Consider the following 25,301-nt stretch of genomic DNA (forward strand, 5'->3'; position numbering starts at 1 on the left):
AAGGACGCTCTGCGTTTAAAATAGCGCCTTCCTCCCACCATTTTTGACCGAGAAGAACACCATGGCCGTCAATTCCCCTATCCCTGTCGCCGCCGACCTGCAGCCTGTTGCCGGTATCGAGCTTGGCTTTGCCGAAGCCGGTATCAAGAAGCCGGGCCGTAAGGACGTGCTGGTCATGAAGCTGGCCGAGGGCGCCACCGTATCGGGCGTCTTCACCCTGAACCGCTTCTGCGCCGCGCCAGTGCAGATTTCCAAGGAAAACCTGGCGGCGGTGAAAGCCGGCGGCAAGCCGATCCGCGCCCTGATGATCAACACCGGCAATGCCAACGCCGGTACCGGCGAAGCGGGCATGGCCAATGCGCGCGCCACCTGCGCTGCGCTGGCGCAGGAACTGGGCTGCGATGCGCAGCAGATCCTGCCATTCTCGACCGGCGTGATCCTGGAGCCGCTGCCGGTGGCCAAGATCGTGGCCGGCCTGCCGAAGGCCATCGAAAACCTCAAGCTGGACAACTGGTTCAACGCCGCCGAAGCCATCATGACCACCGATACCCAGCCGAAGGCGGGTTCGCGCACGGTGGAAATCGCCGGCCACAAGGTCACCCTGACCGGCATTTCCAAAGGCGCCGGCATGATCAAGCCGAATATGGCCACCATGCTGGGCTACCTGGCCTTCGACGCCAAAGTGGCGCAGCCGGTGCTGGACGTGCTGGTCAAGGAAGCGGCCGACAAGTCCTTCAACTGCATCACCATCGACGGCGACACTTCGACCAACGATTCCTTCATGCTGGTGGCCACGGGCGCCGGTTCGCTGGTGGTCGATTCGGTCGATTCGCCGGAATACAAGGCGCTGGCCGCCGCCGTGACCGAGCTGTCGGTGTTCCTGGCGCAAGCCATCGTGCGCGATGGCGAAGGCGCGACCAAGTTCATGACCATCACGGTGGAGGACGGCAAGGACGTGGCCGAATGCCGCAAGATCGCTTACTCGATCGGCCACTCGCCGCTGGTGAAAACCGCCTTCTTCGCGTCCGACCCTAACCTGGGCCGCATCCTGGCCGCCATCGGTTACGCCGGCGTGGACGACCTGGATGTGTCGAAGATCAACCTGTACCTGGATGATGTGTGGGTGGCCAAGGATGGCGGCCGCAACCCGGACTACAAGGAAGAAGACGGCCAGCGCGTGATGAAGCAGAGCGAAATCACGGTGCGTGTGAAGCTGGCGCGGGGCACGGCCAGCGCCACGGTCTACACCTGCGACCTGTCGCACGACTACGTGTCGATCAACGCCGACTACCGTTCCTGAGCGGATGTCGACCCAACTCGACCAATTCCTGCGCCGCGCCGAGGCGCTGCTGGAGCGCGTGGAAGCGATCCTGCCGCCGGCCCCGGCGGCGCCGGACTGGCAGGGTGCCACGGCTTTCCGCTGGCGCAAGCGCGCCGGTGCGGGCGGCGCCGGCTACCTGCAGCCCGTGCCGCGCCCGGCGCAGATCGCCTTTGACGACCTGCAGCATATTGGCCGCCAGAAGGCGCAGATCGAACAGAATACGCGCCAGTTCGTGCAGGGCAAGCCGGCCAATAATGTGCTGCTGACCGGCGCGCGCGGCACCGGCAAGTCGTCCCTGATCAAAGCCTGCCTGGCGGCGTTTGCTGCCGACGGCCTGCGCCTGATCGAGGTCGACAAGGGCGACCTGCACGACCTGCCCGATATCATGGACCTGGTGGCCGGCCGCCCGGAGCGCTTCGTGGTGTTCTGCGACGACTTGTCGTTCGAGGAGGGGGAGAGCGGCTACAAGGCGCTGAAAGTGGCGCTGGATGGCTCGGTGTCGGCGCTGATCGACAATGTGCTGATCTACGCCACCTCCAACCGGCGCCACCTGATGCCGGAGCGCATGTCGGATAACGCCAGCTACACCCATGACGAGGATGGCGACCTGCATCCGGGCGAGACGGTGGAGGAGAAGATTTCCCTGTCCGAGCGCTTCGGCCTGTGGCTCTCGTTCTACCCGTTCAAGCAGGATGACTACCTGGGCATCGTGGCGCATTGGCTGGCGGCCTTCGGCTGCAGCGTGCCGCAGATCGCGGATGCGCGCACCGAGGCGCTGCAGTGGGCGCTTCAGCGCGGTTCGCGTTCGGGCCGCGTGGCCTGGCAGTTTGCGCGCGATTACGCGGGGAGGCTGCCATGAGCGCCGTACCGAAGCCGATCGATGTCGCGGTTGGCATCCTGATGCAGCCGAACGGCGATGTCCTGCTTGGCCAGCGGCCCGAAGGCAAGCCGTATGCGGGCTACTGGGAATTCCCGGGTGGGAAAGTCGACCCGGGCGAGACTATCCTCGAGGCGCTCAAGCGCGAGTTCGTGGAGGAGCTGGGCATCCACATCGTGAGCGCGGAAGAGTGGTGCGGTGTCGAGCATGTTTACCCGCACGCCCACGTGCGGCTGCACTTCTTCATCAGCCGTGAATGGACTGGCGAGCCGCAAAGCCTGGAAGGCCAGGCGTTTGCCTGGCAAGGCACGGTGGGCGTGGAGCCGCTGCTGCCAGCCACCATTCCTTTGCTGGAGTGGCTGGACCGGGTGCGTTACTAAACCCGGCAAAGCGGGGTACGACCCAAGGGTCGGACCCCGGGCGCGCGGCGGCCGCGGGCCGAGGGTCTGACCCTTGGGTCAGACCCAGGTTTGCCGGGTCTAAGGCGCCAAACGCGAAGAATGCGAAGCCAGCATCACCCAGCGCCCGTCCTGCCAGCGCCAGGTGCGGGTAAAGCGGAAGGTGCCGCTGAACGGACCTTGCTCGCCGACGCCCGACTGCACACTCTTGCCGGTCACGATGGCGGTGTCGCCATGCAGCTCCACCGTCACATCTTCATTGCTGATTGAAGTATTGCGGCGCGAGCCCGTGCCGAGCTGGGACAGGTAGTCGGCCTTGAACTGCACCTTGCCATCGGAATGGGTGAGCACCCAGCGGTCCGCCAGCAACGGCGCCAGCGACTTGGCATCGCCCTGCAAGCGGAACGTATTCCACTGCGAGTCCGCCACCTGCAGTGCCACCTCGCGCGGCGATTGCGCCAGCGCGGCCGAAGCCAGGACCAGGCCAAGGCCGGCGGCAAAGGCGGCACCGCGCCCGATCACTGCTTATCCTCGTCCAGCGGATCGGTCGGCGCGCTGCCGGGGATGGTGTACTTTTCCTCCGCCCAGGCGCCGAGGTCGATCAGCTTGCAGCGCTCGCTGCAGAAAGGGCGGTATTTATTGGCTTCCGTCCACTCGACCTTGGCTTGGCAAGTGGGACAATCTACGACAGTCGGCATGGTGCTTAGAAATTACAGAGGGTGAGCTCGAATGGTACATCTTCTTCCAGCGGCTTGGGTTTCAAGTCCCCGCCCTGCGAAGTAAAGCGCACCCACAGCATGTATTTATTGGCCGAGATCTCGGGAATCGCGCCCGAGGCCTGGTCCACGGACAGGCGCAGCATCTGGTAGACCTTGCCTTGCAGCATCTGCTGATAACTGCCGGCATTGGCGATCATCTTCACCGGCGCGCCCGAGTCGCGCAGCAGGCGCAGCACCAGGGCCAGTGCGTCGAACAGCGGCACCAGCGGGTTGAACCAGGTGGCGATGTCGTTGAAGCGCTTTTCGGCCGGCTGCTTTTGCCAGGCGTAATAGGAGGGCAGGTCGAATTCGCAGGCGCCGCCGGGGATGATGGTGCGGCCGCGGATGCTCATCAGCCACTCATTGTCGCGCACGTTCTGGCCGGTCTTGCCCTGCGCCGCCACCAGGGCGCTCGACACACTGTCGAGCTCAGCGAGGATGGCGTCCAGCATTTCCGCCTGCACATTGGGGTTGGAACGGTAGCCCAGCAGGCTCTGGCGCTGGCGCTCGAGTTCCTGCAGCAAATCGGACTTCAGGTCGGCGCGCCCGGCCACTTCGAGCATGTCGAAGATGGTGGCCAGCGCCACGTGATGCTGCATCGGGTGTTCCTGATGCACGAAGAACTTGAATTTCTCGTATAAATCCTCCAGGCGCAGCAAGGTGCGGATGCGCTCATTGAAAGGATATTCGTAGACGATCAAAGCATCCCTCGTGTGGAAGACTCATTAATAATCACGTGATTCTGAACCATGCGAAGCAAAATTACAAATATTGCTGATATAAATCATGCAGCCGGTCCACTTGTGGCGCCAGCGCGGCAATGGCGCCGCCGTTGTCGATCACATCGTCGGCCGCCGCCAGCCGCACCGCGCGCGGCACCTGGGCCGCCATGATGGCGCGCACTTGCTCTTCAGTAAGACCGTTGCGCGCCATGACGCGCGCCACCTGGACTTCTTCCGGGCAATCGATCACCAGCACGCGGCTGACGCGCTGTTTCCAGTTGCCGGACTCGACCAGCAGGGGGATGGCCAGCATCACATAGCTGCCGCTGGCCTCGGCCGCCGCCGCCAGGGTGGCGTCGCGGATCATCGGGTGCAGGATGGCTTCCAGGCGGCGCTTGGCGGCCGGTTCGCGGAATACCAGTTCGCGCATTCTGGCGCGGTCCATGGCGCCACGGCTGTCGGCCATGTGCTGGCCGAACTCGGCCAGGATATCGGGCATGGCGGCGCCGTGCGGCCCGGTCAGGCTGTGCGCGATCTGGTCGGTGTCGATGATGCTGGCGCCGCGTTCGGCAAACATATTGGCCACCAGGCTCTTGCCGCTGCCGATGCCCCCTGTCAGGCCGACCGTGAAGCGCGCCGGCATCTCAGCCCGCCACGCCGTAGGTCAGGTTCACGAAGTGCTGGCCGAACACCAGGGCCAGCAGGCCGGCGCCGGCCAGGTAGGGGCCGAAGGGAATCTTGTGCTCGAAGCCCAGGCGCGAGGCGACGATGATGATGATGCCGACCACGGCGCCGACCGCCGACGACAGCAGGATGATGGCCGGCAGCATTTGCCAGCCCATCCAGGCGCCCAGCGCCGCCAGCAGCTTGAAGTCGCCGCCGCCCATGCCTTCGCGGCCGCGCACCAGCTTGTACGCGGCATTCACCGTCCACAGCACCATGAAGCCGGCAGCGGCGCCGATCACGGCGTCGCGCAGCGGGGTGAAGGCGCCGTTCAGGTTGACCAGCAGGCCCAGCCACAAGAGCGGGTAGGTCAGGTCGTCCGGCAGCAGCTGGGTGTCGATGTCGATGAAGGTCATGGCCAGCAGCAGCCAGGCGAACACCAGGGTGGCCATGCCGATCCAGCCGAAGCCGAATTGCCAGACCAGCCAGCCCGACAGCAGGCCGCTCACCGCCTCGATCAGCGGGTAGCGCGCCGAGATCGGCGCCTTGCAGGCGCGGCATTTGCCGCGCAGTGCCAGCCAGGACAGGACCGGGATGTTTTCCAGCGCCGTGATGCGGTGGCCGCAGTGCGGGCAGGCCGAGCGCGGCAGCACCAGGTTGTAGCGGTCGGTGTGCGGCAAGTCCTTGCCCGACTCTTCGGCAATGTAATTGTCGAATTCGCGCTGCATCATGATCGGCAGGCGGTGGATCACCACGTTCAGGAAACTGCCGACCAGCAGGCCCACGATGCCGGCCACGATGGCGGCAGCCAGGGTGGCGGGCGGGGAAAACAGCATCAGGCTGTCTTGCAACAGCTGGGAAAATTCTTGCATTCTTGTCTTACACCACGGAACCGAGTTTGAAGATAGGCAGGTACATGGCCACCACCAGGCCACCGATCACCACGCCCAGGATCACCATGATGGCCGGTTCCATCAGGCTCGACAGCTGGGACACGGCCTCGTCCACTTCTTCCTCGTAGAAGTCGGCCACCTTGCCCAGCATCGAATCGAGCGCGCCCGATTCCTCGCCGATGGAGACCATCTGCGTCACCATGCTGGGGAAGACGTCGGCATTTTGCATGGCCACGGTCAGGCTGGTACCGGTCGAGACTTCGGTCTGGATCTTCTTGGTCGCTTCCATGTACACATGGTTGCCCGAAGCGCCGCCCACCGAGTCCAGCGATTCCACCAGCGGCACGCCGGCGGCGAACATGGTCGACAGGGTGCGGGTCCAGCGCGCCACGGTGGCTTTGCGGATCACCTGGCCGAACACCGGGATCTTCAGCAGCAGGCGGTCCATGAAGGCCTGCATCTTGACCGAGCGGCGCCAGGACTGGAAGAAGAAGTACAGCGCGGCGAAGATCGAGCCGAAGATGATGTACCAGTAATTGACGAAGAATTCCGACATGTTCATCACGAACACGGTCGGCGCCGGCAGGTCGGCGCCGAAGCTGGTGAACACTTCCTTGAAGGCCGGCACCACCCAGATCATGATCACGGCGGTCACAATGAAGGCCACCGCCAGCACTGCGATCGGGTAGGTCAGGGCCGACTTGATCTTGGCCTTGATGGCCAGCGTCTTCTCTTTATAGATCGCCAGGCGGGTCAGCAGGTCTTCCAGGATACCGGCCTGTTCGCCGGCCGCCACCAGGTTGCAGAACAGCGGGTCGAAGTACAGCGGGTATTTGCGGAACGCCATGTTGAGGCTGGTACCGGTCTCGATATCCGAGCGCAGGTCCAGGATCAGCTTGGCCACCGACGGGTTGGCGTGGCCCTTGCCGACGATGTCGAAGGCCTGCAGCAGCGGCACGCCGGCCTTCATCATGGTGGCCAGCTGGCGCGTGAACAGGGTGATGTCCTTGTCGCTGATCTTCTTGCCCGAGCGGTAGACCTTTTTCTTGACCTTGGTCACCATGATGCCCTGGCGGCGCAGGGTCACGTTGACCACCGCCTCGCCGCCGGCGCGCATTTCGCCGCGCACGGTCTTGCCTGTCTTGTCCTTGCCTTCCCAGGCGAAGACTTGTTCCTTCACATTGCCCGCAGTAGCCATATCAGTCTTTCCTATTCGTTGGTGCAGCCCAGCACTTCTTCCAGGCTGGTGAGGCCGTTCTTGACCTTGACCAGACCCGATTGGCGCAGCGATTTGACGCCTTCCGCCTCCGATTGTGCCGCGATCTGCATCGAGTTGCCGTGTGCCAGGATCAGTGCTTCGATCGCGGGCGTGATCGGCATGATCTGGTAAATACCGACCCGGCCCTTGTAGCCGGATCCATTGCAGCGCTCACAGCCCACCGGGCCGTAAGGCTTCCACGTGCCATCCAGTTCGTGCTCCTTGAAGCCCGCCTTCAGCAGCAGGTCGGCCGAAATATCGACCGGCTTCTTGCAGGTGCACAGGCGGCGCGCCAGGCGCTGCGCCGTGATCAGGACCACCGAGGAGGCGATATTGAAGGGCGCCACACCCATGTTCATCAGACGCGTCAGGGTCGATGGCGCGTCATTGGTGTGCAGGGTGGAGAACACCATGTGGCCGGTTTGCGCCGCCTTGATCGCGATGTCGGCCGTTTCCAGGTCACGGATCTCACCCACCATGATGATGTCCGGGTCCTGGCGCAGGAAGGCTTTCAGCGCGACCGGGAAGGTCAGGCCGGCCTTGTCGTTGACGTTCACCTGGTTGACGCCGGGCAGGTTGATCTCGGCCGGGTCTTCCGCGGTCGAGATGTTGATGCCGGGCTTGTTCAGGATGTTGAGGCAGGTGTACAGCGACACCGTCTTGCCCGAGCCGGTCGGGCCTGTCACCAGCACCATGCCGTACGGGCGCTGGATCGCGTCCAGCAGCAGTTCTTTCTGGTCCGGGTCGTAGCCCAGCGAATCGATGCCCATCTGGGCCTGGGTCGCGTCCAGGATACGCATCACGGTCTTTTCGCCGAACAGGGTCGGCAGGGTCGAGACGCGCAGGTCGATGGTCTTGGTGGGCGACACGATCAGGCGCATGCGGCCGTCCTGCGGCACGCGCTTTTCCGAAATATCGAGCTTGGACAGCACCTTGATGCGCGACACCAGCTTGTCCTTGATCGAGGTGGGCGGCTGGGCGTGTTCGATCAGCACGCCGTCGACCCGGAAGCGGATGCGGTAGAACTTCTCGAACGGTTCGAAGTGCAGGTCGGAGGCGCCCATATTGACGGCATCCATCAGCATCTTGTTCAGGAAACGCACGATCGGCGCGTCTTCCACCTCGGTGGCGGCGTCGGCCTGGGCCTGGGTCGGTGCGGCTTCCTCGTCCTCGGCGAACTGGATGTCGCCTTCATCGCCGGCCAGGTCGGCGATGCTTTGCTCGGAACTCTTGGTCAGGGTGTCCAGCAGCTTGAGCAGGCTGTCGTGCGGCACGATGACCGGTTCCACCGTCGACTCGGCCTGGAACTTGATCTGGTCCAAGGCCTGGGTATTGGTGGGGTCGGACAGCGCCACCGACATCTTGTTGCCGCGCTTGGAGAGCGGGACCACGCGCTGCGTCACCATCAGCTTGATGTCGATGGCCTTGGGCGGCAGGACTTCGACGTTCAGCGCCGTCAGGTCGAGCAGGGGATAGGCAAAGGTGTCGGCGCAGAAGGCGGCCAGCTCGCGCGCATTGATCGCGCCGCTGCCCAGCAGCACATCAATGAAGTGGGATTTCTCGGCCTGGGCTTTTTTTTGCAGCGCATCCGCCTGCGGCGCGGTCAGGCGCCCCGCTTGCGTCAGGGCCCGGGCCAAACCCGACATGGGTGTGCCGGTTGCCGGGTTGGGTTGAACTGCAGCCATAGGAGGGCACTATCAGATTGATAAGATTGAGTGAGTCTCCGGATGATGCCTGCAGGCATCATTTTTGTAAAGCGCCGCACGATTCACTCTGCGTGACGGGGCTCCGGACGTCGTAATTTCACTACTTTGATAGCCTGGTCCTGGGCTTGCACCACTTCCACGATGCAGTTCCCCACCTTGACCGAGATCGGCGCATCGGGGATGTCCTGTAATACTTCCAGCAACATGCCATTCAAGGTTTTGGGCCCATCCAGCGGGAAGTTTAAACCCAGACGCTTGTTGATGTCACGTAATGCCGTACTGCCCTCGAGCAGGCATTCGCCCTGGGCATCCCAGCCAAAACTGTCGGCGCGCGCCGCGCTCGGGGTCGAGGTGGTGAATTCGCCGATCATTTCCTCGATGATGTCGTCCAGCGTGACCAGGCCCTGCACTTCGCCGTATTCATCGACCACCAGGGCCAGGCGCTCCTTGTTTTCCTGCAGGTTCTGCAGGGCGGCAAAGGCCGGCGTGTCCTGCGGGATGAAGAAGGGGGCGCTCAGCAGGGCGCGGAAGTGCTCGACCGTCAGCTCGTCCTCCTCGTTCAGCAGGGCGATGGCCTTGCGTACGTGCAGGATGCCGCTCACCTGGTTGATCTCGCCTTCATGCACCGGCAGCTTGTTGTGGAAGCAGGTGGTCAGCTGCGCCTTGATCTCGGCCACCGGCAGCGAGAAGTCGAGCGCTTCGACCTGGGCGCGCGGCGTCATGATGTCTTCCACCGAGATGGTGTCGAGGTCGAACAGGTTGAGCAGGATGCTTTTGTGCTTTTTCGGGATAAAGCTGCCGTTTTCCAGCAGCACCGAACGCAGCTCGTCGGCCGACAGCTGGCCTTCGTGGATCTGGCCGGTGGGCTTGATGCGGAACAGGCGCAGCAGGGTGTTGACGAACAGGTGCACGAACCACAGCAGCGGCTTGGACACCGAGAGCAGCGGCCGCAGCACGAACGAGGCCGGCAGCACGATCTGGTCGGCATAGCGCGCGCCGACGATCTTGGGCGAAATCTCGGCCAGCACGATCAGCACGAACACGGTGGCCACGGTGGACAGCGCGATCACATGCTCTTCCAGCCCGAACTGGGTGATGGCGATGGCGGTGGCCAGGGCAATGGCCATGGCGTTGATCAGGGTATTGGCCACCAGGACCAGGGACAGCAGCTGTTCGGTGCGTTCCAGCAGCCACAGGGTGGCGATGGCGCGGCGGCTGCCGCGTTTGGCCTGGTGCCGCAGGCGGAAGCGGTTGGCGGCCATCAGGGCCGTTTCAGCCATCGCGAAGAAGGCCGAGGCGAGGATCAGGAAGGAGAGGGCGGCAAATTGCGCCCACAAGGGAACGGTATCCAAGGTCGTCACGACAAGTCAATAAGAGGGCAATTCTATCATGCTGCCATACTTAATAATTTAATAACTAAAGGAGCGAAGATGCGTTGGATCCTGTTGTGTGCTTGCCTGCTGCTGCCGCTGGCGCAGGCCGAGGTGCTGCCGGAGAAAATGATCCAGCACCTGGCTGCCAACGTCCATGGCGGCTGCCTGAAGGTGGACATGGCGGCGGTGCAGATGAGCGCGGAGGAGCAGGCCAAGGCATGCGGTTGTTCCAGGACCCTGTTTATTGAACGCCTGCGCACCACCCAGGTGACCAGCACCCGCAATCCGACCGACGCCGACCAGGCCGTGGTGCAGGCGGTGGAGGCGAAGGGCACGAATGAGTGCTTCCGGCCGTATGTGGAGCGCAAGCTGGCCGGCGAGTTCAAGACCATTTGCATGGCGCCCCAATCCCAGGCTTTGGCTTTCCTGAAAAAACTGGGCGGGAAAAGGCGGGAGGCAGCCTGCAGCTGCGCGGCCCAGGACCTGGCGAAAGACCCGGAAATGATGAAACTGCCGTCCATGCCGGACGATAAAAAGCGCGCCGACCGGATGTATATCAAGTGGATGGCCGCGCTGGATACCTGCGGCATCAAGTTCTGACGGGACGCAGCGCCGGCCGCTCCAGCAGCGGCCGTGGCGCTGGCCTATAATGCCCGGCATGCGCGACCGGGATGTGACATTGGCGCCAATGCGCCTGGCCATTTTGCCGCCTGCCGCCCTGGCAGGCGTGGTGCGCTACTTCCATATCGAGCATTCCAGCCCCGGCCCGGTCATCGTGCCGTCCACCCCTTGCCCCATGATCGGCTTCTATATCGCCGGCGGCACCCGCTTTGCCGCGCCGGACGGCAGCGAGCGGCGCTGCAGCCAGCCCATGGTGTCGGGCGCCCTGACGCGCCCGACGCCGGCCGTGTGGGAGCCGGGCACCACCTTTATCAGCGCCATGGTGGAGGCGGGCCAGTTCGCGCGCCTGCTGGACATTCCTTTACCGGAGCTGCGCGACACCCTGCTGCCGCTGGACGAGCTGGCGCCGCAGCTGGGCGCGGCCGGCCTGCAGGAGCGCCTGCAGCGCATGAGCGGCAGCATGCAGTGGGTGGCCGCCGTCTCCGACTGGCTGCTGCAGCTGCTGGGCCGGCGCGAAGGGGCGCGCCTGCCGTTTTCGCTGCCGGCCAGCGCGCTGGCGCTGCCGACCGAGGCGATTGCCGGCCATTGCGGCCTGAGTGTGCGCACGCTGGAGCGGCGCTACCTGGCCAGCTACGGCCAGACCATCCGCGACAGCCGCCGCATGGCGCGCTATGTGAAGGCGCTGGGCCGCCTGATGCTGCTGCCGCCGCGCCACGGCCTGCTGACCCGCCTGGCCATGGATTGCGGCTACCACGACCAGGCCCATATGGTGCGCGACTTTGTCCACTTCACCGGCATGCCGCCGGGCGTCCTGATGGAGGGCGCGGCGGCCGACGCGGCCGGCAAGCTGCGCCTGCTGCGCTACGAGGGCGAGTCGCGCCTGGTGGTGACGCGCGAGGACTAGCAGCACCGGCGCGGCGCGCCTGTCGCATCCATACAATACATTTCCCGCCGCTCCCCGTATCGTGGCGCTGCCAACGAAAGGGGGAAAGAATGGAACTGGAAGCAACGCTGGAGCGCGACGGCTATGTCCTGGCGTCGCTCGACGGCCTGATGGAAACCGTGCGCACCAACAGCCTGTGGTACCTGAGCTTCGGCCTGGCCTGCTGCGCGGTCGAGATGATGGAGGCGGCCTCGGCGCGCTACGACATGGACCGCTTCGGCATGTGCCCGCGTCCTTCGCCGCGCCAGGCCGACCTGATGATCGTGGCCGGCACCCTGACCAACAAGATGGCGCGCGCCATGCGCAAGGTGTACGACCAGATGGCCGAGCCGCGCTATGTGGTGTCGATGGGTTCCTGCGCCAATGGCGGCGGCTACTACCACTACTCCTACTCGGTGGTGCGCGGCTGCGACCGCATCGTGCCGGTCGATGTCTATGTGCCCGGCTGCCCGCCGACGCCGGAGGCCCTGCTGTACGGCCTGATGCAGCTGCAGCAGAAGGCGCGGCGCGGCGAGCGCGCCGTCATGCAGCGCGACTAGCGGCTCAGCTGCCGCGGTAGGTCGAATACGACCAGGGCGACACCACCAGCGGCACGTGGTAGTTCTGGTCGGCGTGGGCGATGCCGAACGCGATGATCACCTGGTCGATGAAGCGCGGCTCCGGCAGCGCCACGCCCTGCGCCGCGAAATAGTCGCCGGCGGCGAACACCAGCTCATAGCGGCCGGGGCGCATGGCCTCGCCCTCCAGCAGCGGCGTGCTGCAGCGGCCGTCGGCATTGGTCACATCTTCCTTCAGCAGCGTGCGGCCGCTGCCGGCCAGCGCGTACAGCGCCACGCGTACGCCGGCGCCCGGCTTGCCGTGCGCGGTATCGAGGACGTGCGTGCTCAGTTTTCCCATATCGATTCCTTATCCTGTGTATCCGGCTGATCATATACTGGTACTGCGGCGCCAATATATTATTGCCCATATACCATTCTTTTCAGGCGATCATGAGCAACTACCCGCGCGACCTTATCGGCTACGGCCGCAACCCCGTCCACCCGAACTGGCCCGGCCAGGCGCGCGTGGCCCTGCAATTCGTGCTGAACTACGAAGAGGGCGGCGAGAACTGCGTGCTGCACGGCGATCCGGCGTCGGAAACCTTCCTGTCCGAGATCATCGGCGCCGCCGCCTTCCCGGCGCGCCATATGAGCATGGAGTCGATCTACGAATACGGCTCGCGCGCCGGCCTGTGGCGCCTGCTGCGCATGTTCGAGGAGCGCAAGCTGCCGCTGACCATCTTCGGCGTGTCGATGGCGCTGCAGCGCCATCCGGAGGCGGTGGCCGCGTTCCAGGAGCTGGGCCACGAAATCGCCTGCCACGGCCTGCGCTGGATCAGCTACCAGAACATGGACGAGGCGACCGAGCGCGCCCACATGCAGGAGGCAGTGCAAATCATCAAGGAGCTGACCGGCAGCGCGCCGCAGGGCTGGTACACCGGGCGCGATTCGCCCAATACGCGCCGGCTGGTGGTGGAGCATGGCGGCTTCCGCTACGACGCCGACTATTACGGCGACGACCTGCCGTTCTGGCAGGAGGTGGCGCACACCGGCGCCGATGGCAGGCCGGCCACCACGCCGCAGCTGATAGTGCCCTACACCCTGGATACCAACGATATGCGCTTTGCCGCCATGCAAGGCTTCAACAGCGGAACGCAATTCTTTGATTACCTGAAGGACGCATTCGACGTACTCTATAAGGAAGGGGACCCGGATGGCCTGAACCAGCCGAAGATGCTGTCGATCGGCCTGCATTGCCGCCTGGTGGGCCGCCCGGCGCGCGCCGCCGCGCTGGCGCGCTTCCTCGACTATGTGCAGAGCCATGACAAGGTGTGGATCACGCGCCGCATCGACATTGCCGAGCACTGGCACCAGCACCACCCGTATATGCGAAACGTCTGATATTCAAAATAAGCATTTTCTTATATGGCAGGGTGGTGGAAATGATAGTCTTGCAAGCTGGGACTATTGCGAGGCCAAGATGGCAGAACCGATCCGCTTTTACTACCGTGGCGCCGTACATGAGGTACGCGATGCCGCCCCGACGCAGACCGTGCTGCAGCACCTGCGCGAGGACCTGCACTGCACCGGCACCAAGGAGGGCTGCGCCGAGGGCGACTGCGGCGCCTGCACCGTGGTGGTCGGCACGCTGGCCGATGGCCAGCTGCAGCTGAAGGCGGTCAATTCCTGCATCCAGCTCACCCCGACGCTGGACGGCAAGGCCCTGTTCACGGTGGAAGACCTGCAGCAGCCGGACGGCGCGCTGCACCCGGTGCAGCAGGCGCTGGTGGAATGCCATGGCTCGCAATGCGGTTTCTGTACCCCGGGTTTCGCCATGTCGCTGTGGGGCCTGTACCTGAAGCAGGACGGCCAGTGCGCCTCGCGCAAGGAAATCGACGACTGCCTGTCGGGCAACCTGTGCCGCTGCACCGGCTACCGCCCGATCATCGACGCCGCCCAGCGCATGGGCGAGCTGCCCAAAGTGGCATTCGACGCCGCGCGCGTGGCCGAGCAGCTGCAGGCGCTGAAGCGCGACACGCTGGCGGTCTACAGCGCGCACGGCCAGACCTTCCTGGCGCCGCGCACCCTGGATGAACTGGTGCAGCTGCGCGCCGCCAATCCCGGCGCCACGCTGCTGGCCGGCTCCACCGACGTCGGGCTGTGGATCACCAAGCAGATGCGCGAGCTGGGCGACATCATCTATCTCGGCCATGTGGACGCGCTCAAGGTGCTGCGCCAGCAGGACGGCCTGCTGGAAATCGGCGCCGGCGTCTCGCTGGAGGATGCCTATAACGCGCTGTGCCGGCACTACCCGCAGGAGCTGGGCGAACTGCGCCAGCGCTTTGCCTCGCTGCCGATCCGCAACGCCGGCACGCTGGGCGGCAACGTCGCCAACGGCTCGCCGATCGGCGACTCGATGCCGTGGCTGATCGCGCTCGGCGCGCAGGTCGTGCTGTGCGGCGCGGCCGGCGAACGGGTGCTGGCGCTGGAGGACTTCTACCTCGATTACATGAAGAAGGACCTGCAGCCGGGCGAGTTCGTGCAGGCCGTGCGCGTGCCGCTGCCGCGCGACGACGTGCGCTTCCGCACGTACAAGCTGGCCAAGCGCTTCGACCAGGATATTTCCGCCGTGTGCGCGGCGTTTGCCCTGCGCATGGAGGGCGACGCCATCGCAGAGGCGCGCATCGCCTACGGCGGCATGGCCGCCACGCCCAAGCGCGCCGCGCAGGCGGAAGCCGCGCTGCTGGGCCGCGCCTGGAGCGAGGCCGCGCTGGCCGACGCCATGGCCGCCCTGGCGCGCGACTACGCGCCGCTGAGCGATATGCGCGCCAGCAGTGAATACCGCATGAAGACGGCGCAGAACCTGCTGCGCCGCTTCTGGCTGGAGACGCGCAGCGATGCGCCGCTGGCGGCCAATGCCGTCAATGCCTTTGCCGTGGAGGCGCCATGAACCATCCTGTCACCCCTGAACTGAAGGCCGCCACCTGGACCGGCGTCGGCATTCCGCGCACGCACGAATCGGCCGAGCTGCACGTGCTGGGCCAGGCCACTTATACCGACGACATCCCCGAGCTGCAGGGCACGCTGCATGCGGCGCTGGGCCTGTCGTCCAAGGCGCACGCGCGCATCACTTCGCTCGACCTGGATGCGGTGCGCGCCGCGCCCGGCGTGGTGGCGGTGTATACAGTGGCCGACATCCCGGGCATTAACGACTGCGGCCCGATCATCCACGACGACCCGATCCTGGCCGATGGCCTGGTGCAGTATGTCGGCCAGCCGATCTTCATCGTGGTGGCCGACTCGCATACCAATGCGCGCCGCGCGGCCAAGCGCGGCGTGGTCGGCTACGAGGAATTGCCGGCCATCCTGACGCCGCAGGCTGCCAAGGCGGCCGGCTCCTATGTGCTGCCGCCCATGAAGCTGCTGCGCGGCGACGCGCAGGCGGCGTTCGAAAAAGCCCCGCACCGGGTCAAGGGCCAGCTGTATGTGGGCGGGCAGGAGCAGTTCTACCTGGAAGGCCAGATCGCCTATGCCATCCCTAAGGAGGGCAGGGGCATGCTGGTGCAATGTTCGACCCAGCATCCGAGCGAAATGCAGCACGTGGTGGCGCATGCGCTCGGCCTGCATTCGCACCATGTGACGGTGGAGTGCCGCCGCATGGGCGGCGGTTTCGGCGGCAAGGAGTCGCAATCGGCGCTGTGGGCGGCGTCGGCTGCTATTGCCGCCGCGCGCACCGGCAAGCCGGTCAAGCTGCGCGCCGACCGCGACGACGACATGATGGTGACCGGCAAGCGCCACTGCTTCTACTACGAGTACGAAGTCGGCTACGACGATGAGGGCCGCATCGTGGCCGCCAAGGTCGACATGACCTCGCGCGCCGGTTTCTCGGCCGACCTTTCCGGCCCGGTCGCCACGCGCGCGGTCTGCCACTTCGACAACACCTACTACCTGTCGGACGTGGAGATCCATGCCGGCTGCGGCAAGACCAATACCCAGTCGAACACCGCCTTCCGCGGCTTCGGCGGCCCGCAGGGCGCCATTGCCATCGAATACGTGATCGACGAGATTGCGCGCAACCTGGGGCGCGATGCGCTCGACATCCGCCGCCTGAACTTCTACGGCAAGACGGAGCGCAACCAGACGCCGTATGGCCAGGTGATCGTGGACAACGTGATCCACGAGCTGGTGGCGGAACTGGAGCAGACCAGCGAATACCGCGCACGGCGCGCGGCGGTGGCGGCCTACAATGCTGCCAGCCCGGTGCTGAAGCGCGGGCTGGCGCTGACGCCGGTGAAGTTCGGCATTGCATTCAACGTGACCCACCTGAACCAGGCCGGCGCGCTGGTGCACGTGTATGTCGACGGCTCGGTGCTGGTCAACCATGGCGGCACGGAGATGGGGCAGGGCATCAACACCAAGGTGGCGCAGGTGGTGGCGCACGAGCTGGGGCTGGACCTGGCGCACGTGCGCGTGACGGCGACCGATACCAGCAAGGTGGCGAATACCTCGGCCACGGCGGCATCCACCGGCGCGGACCTGAACGGCAAGGCGGCGCAGGATGCGGCGGGCAAGATCCGCGCACGGCTGGCCGAGTTCGCGGCCCGCACGCTGGGCGGCGAGGCGTCCGCCGTGCGCTTCTATGCCAATGAGGTGCATGCGAACGGCCAGAGCGTGCCGTTCGCGGCGCTGGTGCAGAAGGCTTACCTGGCGCGCGTGCAGCTGTGGTCGGACGGCTTTTACGCCACGCCCAACCTGCACTGGGACCCGAAGACCATGAACGGCCATCCGTTCTCCTATTACGCCTACGGCGCGGCGGTGTCCGAGGTGGTGGTCGATACGCTGACCGGCGAGTGGAAGCTGTTGCGCGCCGATGCCTTGTACGATGCGGGCCAGTCGCTCAACCCCGCCATCGATATCGGCCAGGTGGAGGGCGCCTTCATCCAGGGCATGGGCTGGCTGACCACCGAGCAGCTGTGGTGGAACCCGGCGGGCAAGCTGATGACGCACGCGCCGTCGACTTACAAGATCCCGGGCATTTCCGACTGCCCGGCCGATTTCCGCGTCAAGCTGTTCGCCAACCGCAATGTGGAGGACTCCATCCACCGCTCCAAGGCCGTCGGCGAGCCGCCGCTGCTGCTGCCGTTCTCGGTGTTCTTCGCCATCCGCGACGCGATTTCCGCGGTCGGCGCGCATCGCGTGAACCCGCCGCTGAATGCGCCGGCCACCAGCGAAGAAATCCTGCGCGCCATCGGCGCGGTCGAAGCGGCGCTGGCGCCGGCCACGGCAGGTTGAGATGACTGACTGGCTGACGCCAGCCGGTGCGCCGGCGGTCCTCGTCACGGTCGCGCGCGCCGAAGGCTCGGTGCCGCGCGAGGCGGGCACCCACATGCTGGTCACGGCGCACGGCCAGCAGGACACCATCGGCGGCGGCCACCTGGAACACAAAGCCCTGGCCATCGCGCGCGACATGCTCGCCACCGCGTCCGCCGCTAGCGCGCCGGTACCGGCGCCGCGGCTGGAGCGCTTCCCGCTCGGGCCAAGCCTGGGCCAATGCTGTGGCGGCGTGGTATGGCTGCTGTTCGAAGTGGTGCAGGGCGCGCTGGAAGACGTGCTGGCGCAGTTGCGCCAGCGGCGCCAGGAAGATAGCTGCCGTATCGTGGCCATCGACGGCGCGCCCGAATCGCGCCTGGTGGATGAACGGCACGCGCAAACCCACCTGCGCACCGACGCCGGCGGACGCCGCTGGCTGGTGGACGCCGTCAACGCGCCGAAAGCCCATCTGGTACTATTCGGCGCCGGCCACGTCGGCGCCGCCATCGTGCGCGCGCTGGCCGAGCTGCCCTGCACGGTGACCTGGGTCGACGAACGCGACGCCATGTTCCCCGAACATGTGCCGCCCAACGTAACGATCGAAGCCACCGACACGCCGGAGGCCTGCGTCGGGCAAGCGCCGGACGGCGCCAGCTACCTGGTCATGACGCACAGCCACGCGCTCGACCAGCAGCTGTGCGAAGCGATCCTGGCGCGCGACAATGTCGGCTGGTTCGGCCTGATCGGCTCCAAAACCAAGCGCGCCCAGTTCACCGCGCGCATGGAGGCCAAGGGACTGAGCGCCGCCAGCATGGTCTGCCCGGTCGGCCTGCCGGGTATCGTCAACAAAGCACCGGCCGTCATCGCCGCGTCGGTGGCAGCACAACTACTAATGGTCTGGGAATCCCAGGCGAAAGACTAAAGCATGAACAAGCAATCCAGCGTGCAAGCCTACCGAGCGGGCTTGCTGCATTTTCACGCCGATCCGGCCTTCAACGAACGCGCCCACGCCTGGCATGAGGACGGCCTGCTGGTCGTGGTGGACGGCAAGGTCAGCGCCGCAGGCGACTACGCCACCCTGGCCGCCACGCTGCCGGCGGGCACCCAGGTCAAGGACTATCGCGGCAAGATCATCATGCCCGGCTTTATCGACAGCCACGTGCATTACCCGCAGACCGACATGATCGCCTCGCCGGCGCCGGGCCTGCTGCCATGGCTGGAGCAGTACACCTTCCCGACCGAGCGCCAGTTCGCCGACCCTGCGCACGGCGCGCAGGTGGCCGAGTTCTTCCTCGACCAGTTGCTGGCCAACGGCACCACCACCGCCATGGTCTACTGCACCGTGCACCCGCAATCGGTGGACGCCTTCTTCACCGCCAGCGAAGGGCGCGGCCTGCGCATGATCGCCGGCAAGGTGATGATGGACCGCCACTGCCCCGATTTCCTGTGCGACAGTGCCGAAGGCGGCGCCGAGGACACCGAGGCCCTGATCCAGCGCTGGCATAACAAGGGCCGCTCGCTGTACGCCATCACCCCGCGCTTCGCCCCCACCTCGAGCGAAGCGCAGCTGCAGCTGGCCGGCGAGCTGGCACGCAAGTACCCGGACACCTTCCTGCAGACCCACGTCTCGGAAAACAAGGATGAATGCGCCTGGGTCAAGCAGCTGTTCCCGGAGGCGCGCAGCTACCTGGACGTGTACGACCGCTACGGTATGATGCGTCCGCGCGCCGTCTACGGCCACTGCATCTGGCTCGACGAAACCGACCGCGCCCGCATGGCTGAGACGAAAGCCGCCGCCGCCGTCTGCCCGACCTCCAACCTGTTCCTCGGCTCCGGCCTGTTCGATTTCGAGCAGGCCGACCAGGCCGGCATGCTGCTGTCGCTGGCCACCGACGTCGGCGCCGGCACTTCCTTCAGCATGTTGCAAACCATGAATGAAGCCTATAAAGTAGCGCGCTTGAAGGGCAGCTACCTGCCTGCCATGCGCATGTTCTACCTGGCCACGCTGGGCGCCGCGCGCAGCCTGCACCTGGACGACACGATCGGCAGTTTTGCCGCCGGCCGCGAAGCGGATTTCATCGTCCTCGACCCGCAGGCCACGCCGCTGCTGGCACGCCGCAGCGCCAACACCGACAGCCTGGAAGAACAGCTGTTCGCCCTGGCGCTGCTGGGGGACGACCGCGCCATCGCCGCCAGCTATTCGGGCGGGCGCCTGGTGCATGAGCGGAAGCAGGGCTGACCACGACCCCTGACGCTGAAAGAGAAACCATGCAAAAGAACCTGACCAGCCTGTTGATCGCCACCGCTGTCGCCGCTGCCTTCGCGGCGCCGGCCGGCGCCGCCTCCGGCAACGCCAATGCCGATGCCACCGCGCGCCACTTCGCTTCGCTGGTCGCCGGTCCGGCGCCCAAGACCGCCGAGCTGGCCATGTTCTTCAACAATATGCCGAAGGGCGCCGACCTGCACCACCATTACTCGGGTTCCATTTACGCCGAGCAATACCTGGAGTGGGTCGACAAGCTCGGCTACTGCATCGACAAGACCAGCTGGAGCGTGCAGACCGACAAGGCGGCCGACCGCAAGAACTGCGCCACCGTGGCCGAGCTGGAAAAGGACCCGATCGCCTACCGCTCGCTGATGCACAAGTGGTCCACCATGGACTTCTACAACCATACGCAGAACCAGCTGCCGCCCGACCTGGCCTTCTTCACCACCTTCCTGCGTTTTGACGGCGTTGCTTCGACCAATGGCAACGACGGCCAGAAGCGCCTGAAAGAGCGTGCGATCGCGGAGAATGTCAGCTATATCGAAACCGTATTCGAAATCGCACCGATCACCTTCGACGCCGAATTCGACGGCAAGCTGACCGACGAAGCCGCCTTTGCCGCCTACCTGGCCAAGCTCGAAGCGAGCCCGGCCTTCAACAAGGGCATCGCTGACTACAGCGCCTATGTCGACAGCAGCAGCGCCGGCATCGACGACGAGCACTTCACCATGCGCTACCAGCCGTTCGTGCTGCGTTTCCTGTCGCCGTCCATCGTGTTTTCGCAAATGGCGGCCGGCTTCAAGATCGCCAGCCAGAACCCGAAAGTGGTGTCGGTGAACATTGTCGGCGCCGAGCACTATCCCGTCTCCATGCGCGACTACAAGCTGCACATGCGCATGTTCAAGTTCCTGAGCGCCAAGTACCCGCAGGTCAAGCTGTCGCTGCACGCCGGTGAACTGGCCCTGGGCCAGGTGCCGCCGGAAGGCCTGAAGTTCCACATTGCGGAAGCGATCGATATCGCCGGCGCCAAGCGCATCGGCCACGGCATGGATATCGCCCACGAGAGCCAGCCGCTCGCCATCCTGAAAAAGATGCGCGAGAAAAATATTCCGGTGGAAGTGAACCTGACTTCCAACGAATTCATCCTGGGCGTGAAGGGCGAGGCGCACCCGATTAACATTTACCGCAAGTACGGCGTGCCGTTTGTGCTGTCGAGCGACGATACCGGCGTCAGCCGCAACACCCTGTCGAACGAATACGTGCTGTTTGCCAGCCGCTACAAAACCAATTATGCGGAAGTGAAAAAGCTGTCATATGACAGCATCCGTTACGGCTTCCTGGCCGATGCCGACAAACAGCGCCTGTTGAAACAATTGGACGCGCGTTTCGCCAAGTTCGAAGCCGAGGTAGCAGCTTCGCTGAAGTAAGCTACTTTTTGCGCGCACTTGTGGCCCTTTCGCCACAAGTGCCAGCATTGCGTTACAAATCCCCAAGCTTGCATTTCCCTCCAAGCGGCGCCGATTCTTTATAATGCCGCCTTAAAGCCCCCAGTAATTACCAAAAAACATATAACGATATGCAATTTATTTTGTTTGCGTATAAATACGTAAAGGAAAATGAATTTGTGTTGGAAGGCGCCTTTCAGGCATAGTTGACGGAAAGATACGTCCACTGCATCTGGGAAGTCCCAGGCGTCACAAAATCGTCATAAAGCTGTCGCACCCTTGTCATCAACGGTGCCTAAAATCGCTGGGCGGCTACTATTTTTGCAACATTTTAGTAAAAAGCGCAAATGCGGCAACACTGCAGTAGGTTGCCGACATTTACCAATATTTTGTTCTCTTTTGGGGTATATCAATGATGAATCATAAACGGCTTCGGCTGACGCAAATCGCGTTGAGCCTGTCCATCGCTCTGGCGGCAGCGCCAGCGCTGGCACAGAACACCACTTCCGCGATTGGCGGCCGCATTTCCGCGTCCGACGGCAAGCCAGCATCTGGCGCCACCGTGCACGTGCTGCACGTGGAATCCGGTTCGGTCAGCACCGTGACCACCGATGCCGAAGGCCGTTACGTTGCCCGCGGCCTGCGCGCCGGCGGCCCGTACACCATCACCATCACCAAAAACGGCATCTCCGAGAAGCGTGAGAACGTCTTCGTCGAAGTGGCGGAAACCGCCTCGGTCGACGCCACCATCGGCCAGGCCATGCAGACCGTGACCATCGCCGGCTCCGCTGCCAGCCGCAGCGAGAAGTTCGCGCGCACCACTATGGGTTCCGGCTCCAGCATTTCCTCCGCTGAACTGGCCATCCAGGGTTCGATCCAGCGTAACCTGCAAGACTACGCCCGTATCGACCCACGCGTGTCGCAGACCGACAAAGAGCGCGGCGAACTGTCCGTGGCCGGCCAGAACTCCCGTTTCAACTCCATGACCATCGACGGCGTGGCAGTGAACGACACCTTCGGCCTGGAAGCCAACGGCTCGCCAATGTCCAAGCAGCCGATCTCGATCGAAGCGATCCAGTCGGTGCAGGTGAACGTGGCCAACTACGACGTGACCCAGAAGGGCTACACCGGCGGCAACATCAACGCCGTGACCAAGTCCGGTACCAACACCGTCAAGGGCTCGGTCTACTACGTCTTCCAGAACGAGAAGATGATCGGCGACCGCTACAACCCGACCAACGGCACCTACGTTGAGCCGGCCAAGGCCAAGAACACCACCAAGGGCGCCACCATCGGCGCGCCGCTGATCAAGGACAAGCTGTTCATCTTCGCCAACTACGAAGAGACCGCCTCCCCATCCAAGAACACCATGCCATCGGGCCCGATCGGCTCCGGCCTGACCAACGTCGGCCTGACCACCGGCCAGATCGCTGATGCGGTCACCGCAGCGAAAGCCTACGGCATCGACGCCGGCGTGGTCGGCGAAACCGGCGGCAAGCAGCTGGAAGTGAAAGACAAGCTGGTCAAGCTGGACTGGAACATCAACGACGACCACCGCGCCATGGTACGCTGGTCGAAGACTGAAGAAACCAACCCATTCTTCCCAGGCTCCGGCACCTCCTCCCTGTCCCTGAGCAGCTACTGGTACAACCAGGTCAAGTCGCTGGAAACCAAGGTGGCCCAGCTGACCTCCGACTGGACCTCGAACTTCTCGACCGAGCTGAAATTCTCGGACCGTGACTACAAGTCCGTGCCAGCGCTGAACTCCGTGCTGCCATCGATCCGCCTGAACTTCGGCGGCCCGCTGCCAGACGGCGCCGGCAGCGGCGTGTCCACCTCCGAACGCGGCCTGCTCTTCGGTACCGAAGCCAGCCGTCACCGCAACGTGCTGGGCACCCGCACCAAGGACGTGTACGCTGGCGCCAACTGGTCGCTGGGCGCGCACGAACTGAAGTTCGGCGGTGACCTGAACAGCAACAAAGTCATGAACGCGTTCCTGCAGAACGTGAACGGCGCCTACACCTTCGGCTGTCTGACCAACGTGGCCTACGAATCGCTGGGCGGCAAGATGCTGGCTTGCGACACCAAGGTCAACACCAACGCCGAGTTCGCTGCTGCCGTGCTGGAAAACTTCCGCAAAGGCCGTCCATCGACCTACACCGTGCAAGCTGCACTGCCAGGCCACACCCTGGAAGAAGCGGTGGCCAACTTTACCGCCAAGGACTACGGCCTGTTCGTGCAGGACACCTGGTCCGTCAACGACCGCCTGACCGTGATCGCCGGCGTGCGCCTGGACATGATGAAGATCGATGAGCGCCCATCCGTGAACGCAGCCCTGGCGGCAGCGCCTGGCCCGATCGTGGGCGGCCGCGCCACCGGTGGTTTCGGCCTGGACAACACCCACACCTTCGACGGCCAGAAACTGTGGCAGCCGCGCTTCGGCTTCAACTACAAGCTGCCTGGCGTGAGCGACCGTCCGACCCAGATCCGCGGCGGCCTGGGCCTGTTCCAGGGTTCGGCCCTGGGCGTGTGGATGGGTAACCCATTCCAGAACAGCGGTGTTGCCACCCGCACCCTGAGCTGCTCCAACAGCAGCACCCCGGCTTGCCCATCCGGCATCTTCCAGGCTGACCCAACCAAGCAAGTCACCTCGCTGCCAGGCGCTGTCCCAGCGCAGGCGGTGGACCTGCTGGCCAGCGGCCTGAAGCAGCCATCCGTCTGGAAAGCCAACCTGGCCTTCGATACCGAACTGCCATGGAACGGCGTGATCTTCTCGGCTGAACTGCTGAAGATCAAGACCAACCAGATGGCTTACTACCGTAACGAAAACCTGGGCGCACCAACCCGCAAGGGCACCGATGGCCGCGACCTGTACTGGACCAGCCAGGGTTACAACACCGACTGCTTCAACGCATCGACCGGCGCATCCATCAACACCGGTACCGCTTGCTCGGGCCTGCGTAACCGCGCTGGCAGCAACAACTCCTTCCTGACCGTGTTCAACGCAGTCAACACCAAGGAAGGCTACAGCAAGCTGGCCACCCTGAGCCTGAGCCGTCCGCTGATGAGCGGCTTCGGCTGGTCCATGTCGTACACCTACACCGATTCGAAGGAAGTGTCGCCGCTGACCGCTTCCACCTCGGGCACCAACTGGTTCGCACGTTCCGTGTTCAACCCGAACGAAGAAGTGCTGGCGAACTCCAGCTACCTGGTGAAGGACCGTGTCGCTGCTATGGTCAACTTCCGTAAAGCCTTCTGGGGCAACTACCGTACCTCGGTGGGTCTGTTCTACGAAGGCCGTACCGGCAAGCCATACAGCTGGACCTTCAACAACGACATGAACGGCGACGGCGTCACCGGCAACGACCTGATGTACATCCCGTCCAAGCCAGGTTCGGGCGAAGTCATCTTCAAGGGCGACACCGCTACCAACCACGCCAACGAAGACAAGTTCTGGGCCGTGGTGGAAGGCTCGCGCGCCCTGCGCAACGCCAAGGGCAAAGTGGTTGGCCGCAACACCTCGTTCGCGCCATGGACCAACAGCTTCGACATGCGCATCTCGCAAGAGCTGCCAAGCCTGTTCGCTGGCCACAAGGCATCCTTCACCTTCGACATCTTCAACCTGGGCAACCTGTTGAACAAGCGTTGGGGCCGTGTGTATGACATCTCCTACCAGGGCAGCAGCACCTCCGGCCTGGGCGGCGCGAATGCACGTAGCTTCGTGGATTACGCTGGCGTGGATGCGTCCGGCAAGTACATCTACAAGGTCCGTGACAACCTGGAGGCGTACAACCTGAAGACCGACGCCAACGTGTCGCAGTGGGCACTGCAAGCGACCTTCAAGTACGAGTTCTAAGCGACTCGCCTGAAGTAGCCTGAAACAAAAACGGCCAGCGTAAGCTGGCCGTTTTTTTTTACGCCTGGAGAAAAGCTCAGGCCAGGTACTCCGGTGGCAGGCCGCCTTCTTCGCCCAGGGCCAGGGTGGTTTCGCGGCCGTCTTCCTTGGCTGGCACGCTGATCGGGTCAATCTGGCCGCCTTCCAGCATCAGGTTGGTCGCGCCGTCGCTCAGGTCGCCGCCGCTGACTTGTTCGATTTGTTCTTTGCTCAGGGAAAATGGATGCATGTTGTCTCTCGTTAAAAAGTTAAAAGATAGGGGTGGCCACCCTGCGCACATCATACGCGCAGTTACTAAAAAAGCAATATTGCT

General features: G+C 64.3%; 23 protein-coding genes. 13 read left to right on the forward strand and 10 right to left on the reverse strand.

What is annotated here, in order from left to right; genetic code table 11:
- Positions 1–61 precede the first annotated feature (61 nt).
- Genes argJ through mutT form a run of 3 tightly spaced genes read left to right on the forward strand, consistent with a single transcriptional unit; the run spans position 62 to position 2,578 of the window.
- Positions 62–1,300 (forward strand): bifunctional glutamate N-acetyltransferase/amino-acid acetyltransferase ArgJ, encoded by a 1,239-nt coding sequence (gene argJ, locus ACE3TQ_RS12610; protein WP_374582559.1) that lies wholly within the window; start codon positions 62–64, stop codon positions 1,298–1,300.
- A 4-nt stretch (positions 1,301–1,304) separates the two neighbouring features.
- Positions 1,305–2,180: an ATP-binding protein gene (locus ACE3TQ_RS12615; protein WP_374582560.1), complete on the forward strand. Its 876-nt coding sequence runs from the start codon at positions 1,305–1,307 to the stop codon at positions 2,178–2,180.
- Positions 2,177–2,578, forward strand: coding sequence for an 8-oxo-dGTP diphosphatase MutT (gene mutT, locus ACE3TQ_RS12620; RefSeq protein ID WP_374582562.1), 402 nt, complete (start codon positions 2,177–2,179; stop codon positions 2,576–2,578). Before ACE3TQ_RS12615 ends, mutT begins: the two co-directional genes overlap by 4 nt.
- Before the next feature lie 99 nt (positions 2,579–2,677).
- Here mutT and ACE3TQ_RS12625 read toward each other — a convergent pair whose 3' ends face one another.
- From ACE3TQ_RS12625 to ACE3TQ_RS12660, 8 genes are all read right to left on the reverse strand, one after another.
- Positions 2,678–3,118, reverse strand: coding sequence for a nuclear transport factor 2 family protein (locus ACE3TQ_RS12625; protein WP_374582563.1), 441 nt, complete (start codon positions 3,116–3,118; stop codon positions 2,678–2,680).
- Entirely contained in the window at positions 3,115–3,294 is a 180-nt protein-coding gene (yacG, locus tag ACE3TQ_RS12630; RefSeq protein WP_374582564.1) for a DNA gyrase inhibitor YacG, read from the reverse strand. Before yacG ends, ACE3TQ_RS12625 begins: the two co-directional genes overlap by 4 nt.
- Before the next feature lie 5 nt (positions 3,295–3,299).
- Positions 3,300–4,055, reverse strand: coding sequence for a cell division protein ZapD (gene zapD / locus ACE3TQ_RS12635; RefSeq protein ID WP_374582565.1), 756 nt, complete (start codon positions 4,053–4,055; stop codon positions 3,300–3,302).
- A 61-nt stretch (positions 4,056–4,116) separates the two neighbouring features.
- Complete coding sequence (gene coaE / locus ACE3TQ_RS12640) at positions 4,117–4,719, reverse strand: dephospho-CoA kinase (RefSeq protein ID WP_374582566.1); 603 nt, start codon at positions 4,717–4,719, stop codon at positions 4,117–4,119.
- Position 4,720: 1 nt separating this feature from the next.
- Complete coding sequence (locus tag ACE3TQ_RS12645) at positions 4,721–5,611, reverse strand: A24 family peptidase (protein ID WP_374582567.1); 891 nt, start codon at positions 5,609–5,611, stop codon at positions 4,721–4,723.
- 7 nt (positions 5,612–5,618) lie between these two features.
- The gene (locus ACE3TQ_RS12650) at positions 5,619–6,830 is read right to left on the reverse strand and encodes a type II secretion system F family protein (protein ID WP_374582568.1); all 1,212 of its coding nucleotides are present in this window, start codon (positions 6,828–6,830) and stop codon (positions 5,619–5,621) included.
- 11 nt (positions 6,831–6,841) lie between these two features.
- Positions 6,842–8,536 (reverse strand): type IV-A pilus assembly ATPase PilB, encoded by a 1,695-nt coding sequence (gene pilB, locus ACE3TQ_RS12655; protein WP_374582569.1) that lies wholly within the window; start codon positions 8,534–8,536, stop codon positions 6,842–6,844.
- 122 nt (positions 8,537–8,658) lie between these two features.
- Positions 8,659–9,948 (reverse strand): HlyC/CorC family transporter, encoded by a 1,290-nt coding sequence (locus tag ACE3TQ_RS12660; RefSeq protein WP_374582570.1) that lies wholly within the window; start codon positions 9,946–9,948, stop codon positions 8,659–8,661.
- Positions 9,949–10,026: 78 nt separating this feature from the next.
- Here ACE3TQ_RS12660 and ACE3TQ_RS12665 point away from each other — a divergent pair, with 78 nt between their 5' ends.
- From ACE3TQ_RS12665 to ACE3TQ_RS12675, 3 genes are all read left to right on the forward strand, one after another.
- Positions 10,027–10,569: a hypothetical protein gene (locus tag ACE3TQ_RS12665; RefSeq protein WP_374582571.1), complete on the forward strand. Its 543-nt coding sequence runs from the start codon at positions 10,027–10,029 to the stop codon at positions 10,567–10,569.
- An 88-nt stretch (positions 10,570–10,657) separates the two neighbouring features.
- Positions 10,658–11,494 (forward strand): helix-turn-helix domain-containing protein, encoded by an 837-nt coding sequence (locus ACE3TQ_RS12670; RefSeq protein ID WP_374582572.1) that lies wholly within the window; start codon positions 10,658–10,660, stop codon positions 11,492–11,494.
- A gap of 89 nt (positions 11,495–11,583) precedes the next feature.
- Positions 11,584–12,072 carry an NADH-quinone oxidoreductase subunit B family protein gene (locus ACE3TQ_RS12675; protein WP_374582574.1) on the forward strand — a complete coding sequence of 163 codons (489 nt, stop codon included), beginning with the start codon at positions 11,584–11,586 and terminating at the stop codon, positions 12,070–12,072.
- Between the two features lie 4 nt (positions 12,073–12,076).
- Here the strand turns inward: ACE3TQ_RS12675 and uraH are convergent, their stop codons facing one another.
- Positions 12,077–12,430: a hydroxyisourate hydrolase gene (uraH, locus tag ACE3TQ_RS12680; protein WP_374582576.1), complete on the reverse strand. Its 354-nt coding sequence runs from the start codon at positions 12,428–12,430 to the stop codon at positions 12,077–12,079.
- 92 nt (positions 12,431–12,522) lie between these two features.
- Between uraH and puuE the strand changes: the two genes are divergently transcribed.
- The 7 genes from puuE to ACE3TQ_RS12715 all read left to right on the forward strand — a co-directional run bounded on the left by puuE (position 12,523) and on the right by ACE3TQ_RS12715 (position 24,949).
- Entirely contained in the window at positions 12,523–13,473 is a 951-nt protein-coding gene (gene puuE, locus ACE3TQ_RS12685; protein WP_374582577.1) for an allantoinase PuuE, read from the forward strand.
- Positions 13,474–13,552: 79 nt separating this feature from the next.
- Positions 13,553–15,022 (forward strand): xanthine dehydrogenase small subunit, encoded by a 1,470-nt coding sequence (gene xdhA, locus ACE3TQ_RS12690; protein WP_374582578.1) that lies wholly within the window; start codon positions 13,553–13,555, stop codon positions 15,020–15,022.
- Complete coding sequence (gene xdhB, locus ACE3TQ_RS12695; protein WP_374582579.1) at positions 15,019–17,364, forward strand: xanthine dehydrogenase molybdopterin binding subunit; 2,346 nt, start codon at positions 15,019–15,021, stop codon at positions 17,362–17,364. Before xdhA ends, xdhB begins: the two co-directional genes overlap by 4 nt.
- A gap of 1 nt (position 17,365) precedes the next feature.
- Positions 17,366–18,304, forward strand: a complete 939-nt coding sequence (gene xdhC / locus ACE3TQ_RS12700; RefSeq protein WP_374582580.1) for a xanthine dehydrogenase accessory protein XdhC — start codon at positions 17,366–17,368, stop codon at positions 18,302–18,304.
- A gap of 3 nt (positions 18,305–18,307) precedes the next feature.
- A complete protein-coding gene (gene guaD, locus ACE3TQ_RS12705; RefSeq protein WP_374582581.1) occupies positions 18,308–19,621 on the forward strand; it encodes a guanine deaminase in 1,314 nt (437 codons plus the stop codon).
- A gap of 29 nt (positions 19,622–19,650) precedes the next feature.
- The gene (locus ACE3TQ_RS12710; protein WP_374582582.1) at positions 19,651–21,075 is read left to right on the forward strand and encodes an adenosine deaminase; all 1,425 of its coding nucleotides are present in this window, start codon (positions 19,651–19,653) and stop codon (positions 21,073–21,075) included.
- A 430-nt stretch (positions 21,076–21,505) separates the two neighbouring features.
- On the forward strand, positions 21,506–24,949 hold the full coding sequence (locus ACE3TQ_RS12715) for a TonB-dependent receptor domain-containing protein (protein ID WP_374582583.1): 3,444 nt from the start codon (positions 21,506–21,508) through the stop codon (positions 24,947–24,949).
- Between the two features lie 76 nt (positions 24,950–25,025).
- Here ACE3TQ_RS12715 and ACE3TQ_RS12720 read toward each other — a convergent pair whose 3' ends face one another.
- Entirely contained in the window at positions 25,026–25,217 is a 192-nt protein-coding gene (locus tag ACE3TQ_RS12720) for a hypothetical protein (RefSeq protein WP_374582584.1), read from the reverse strand.
- Positions 25,218–25,301 lie beyond the last annotated feature (84 nt).

Origin of the sequence: Pseudoduganella sp., from assembly GCF_041914865.1 — a bacterium.
GTDB lineage: Bacteria > Pseudomonadota > Gammaproteobacteria > Burkholderiales > Burkholderiaceae_D > Rugamonas.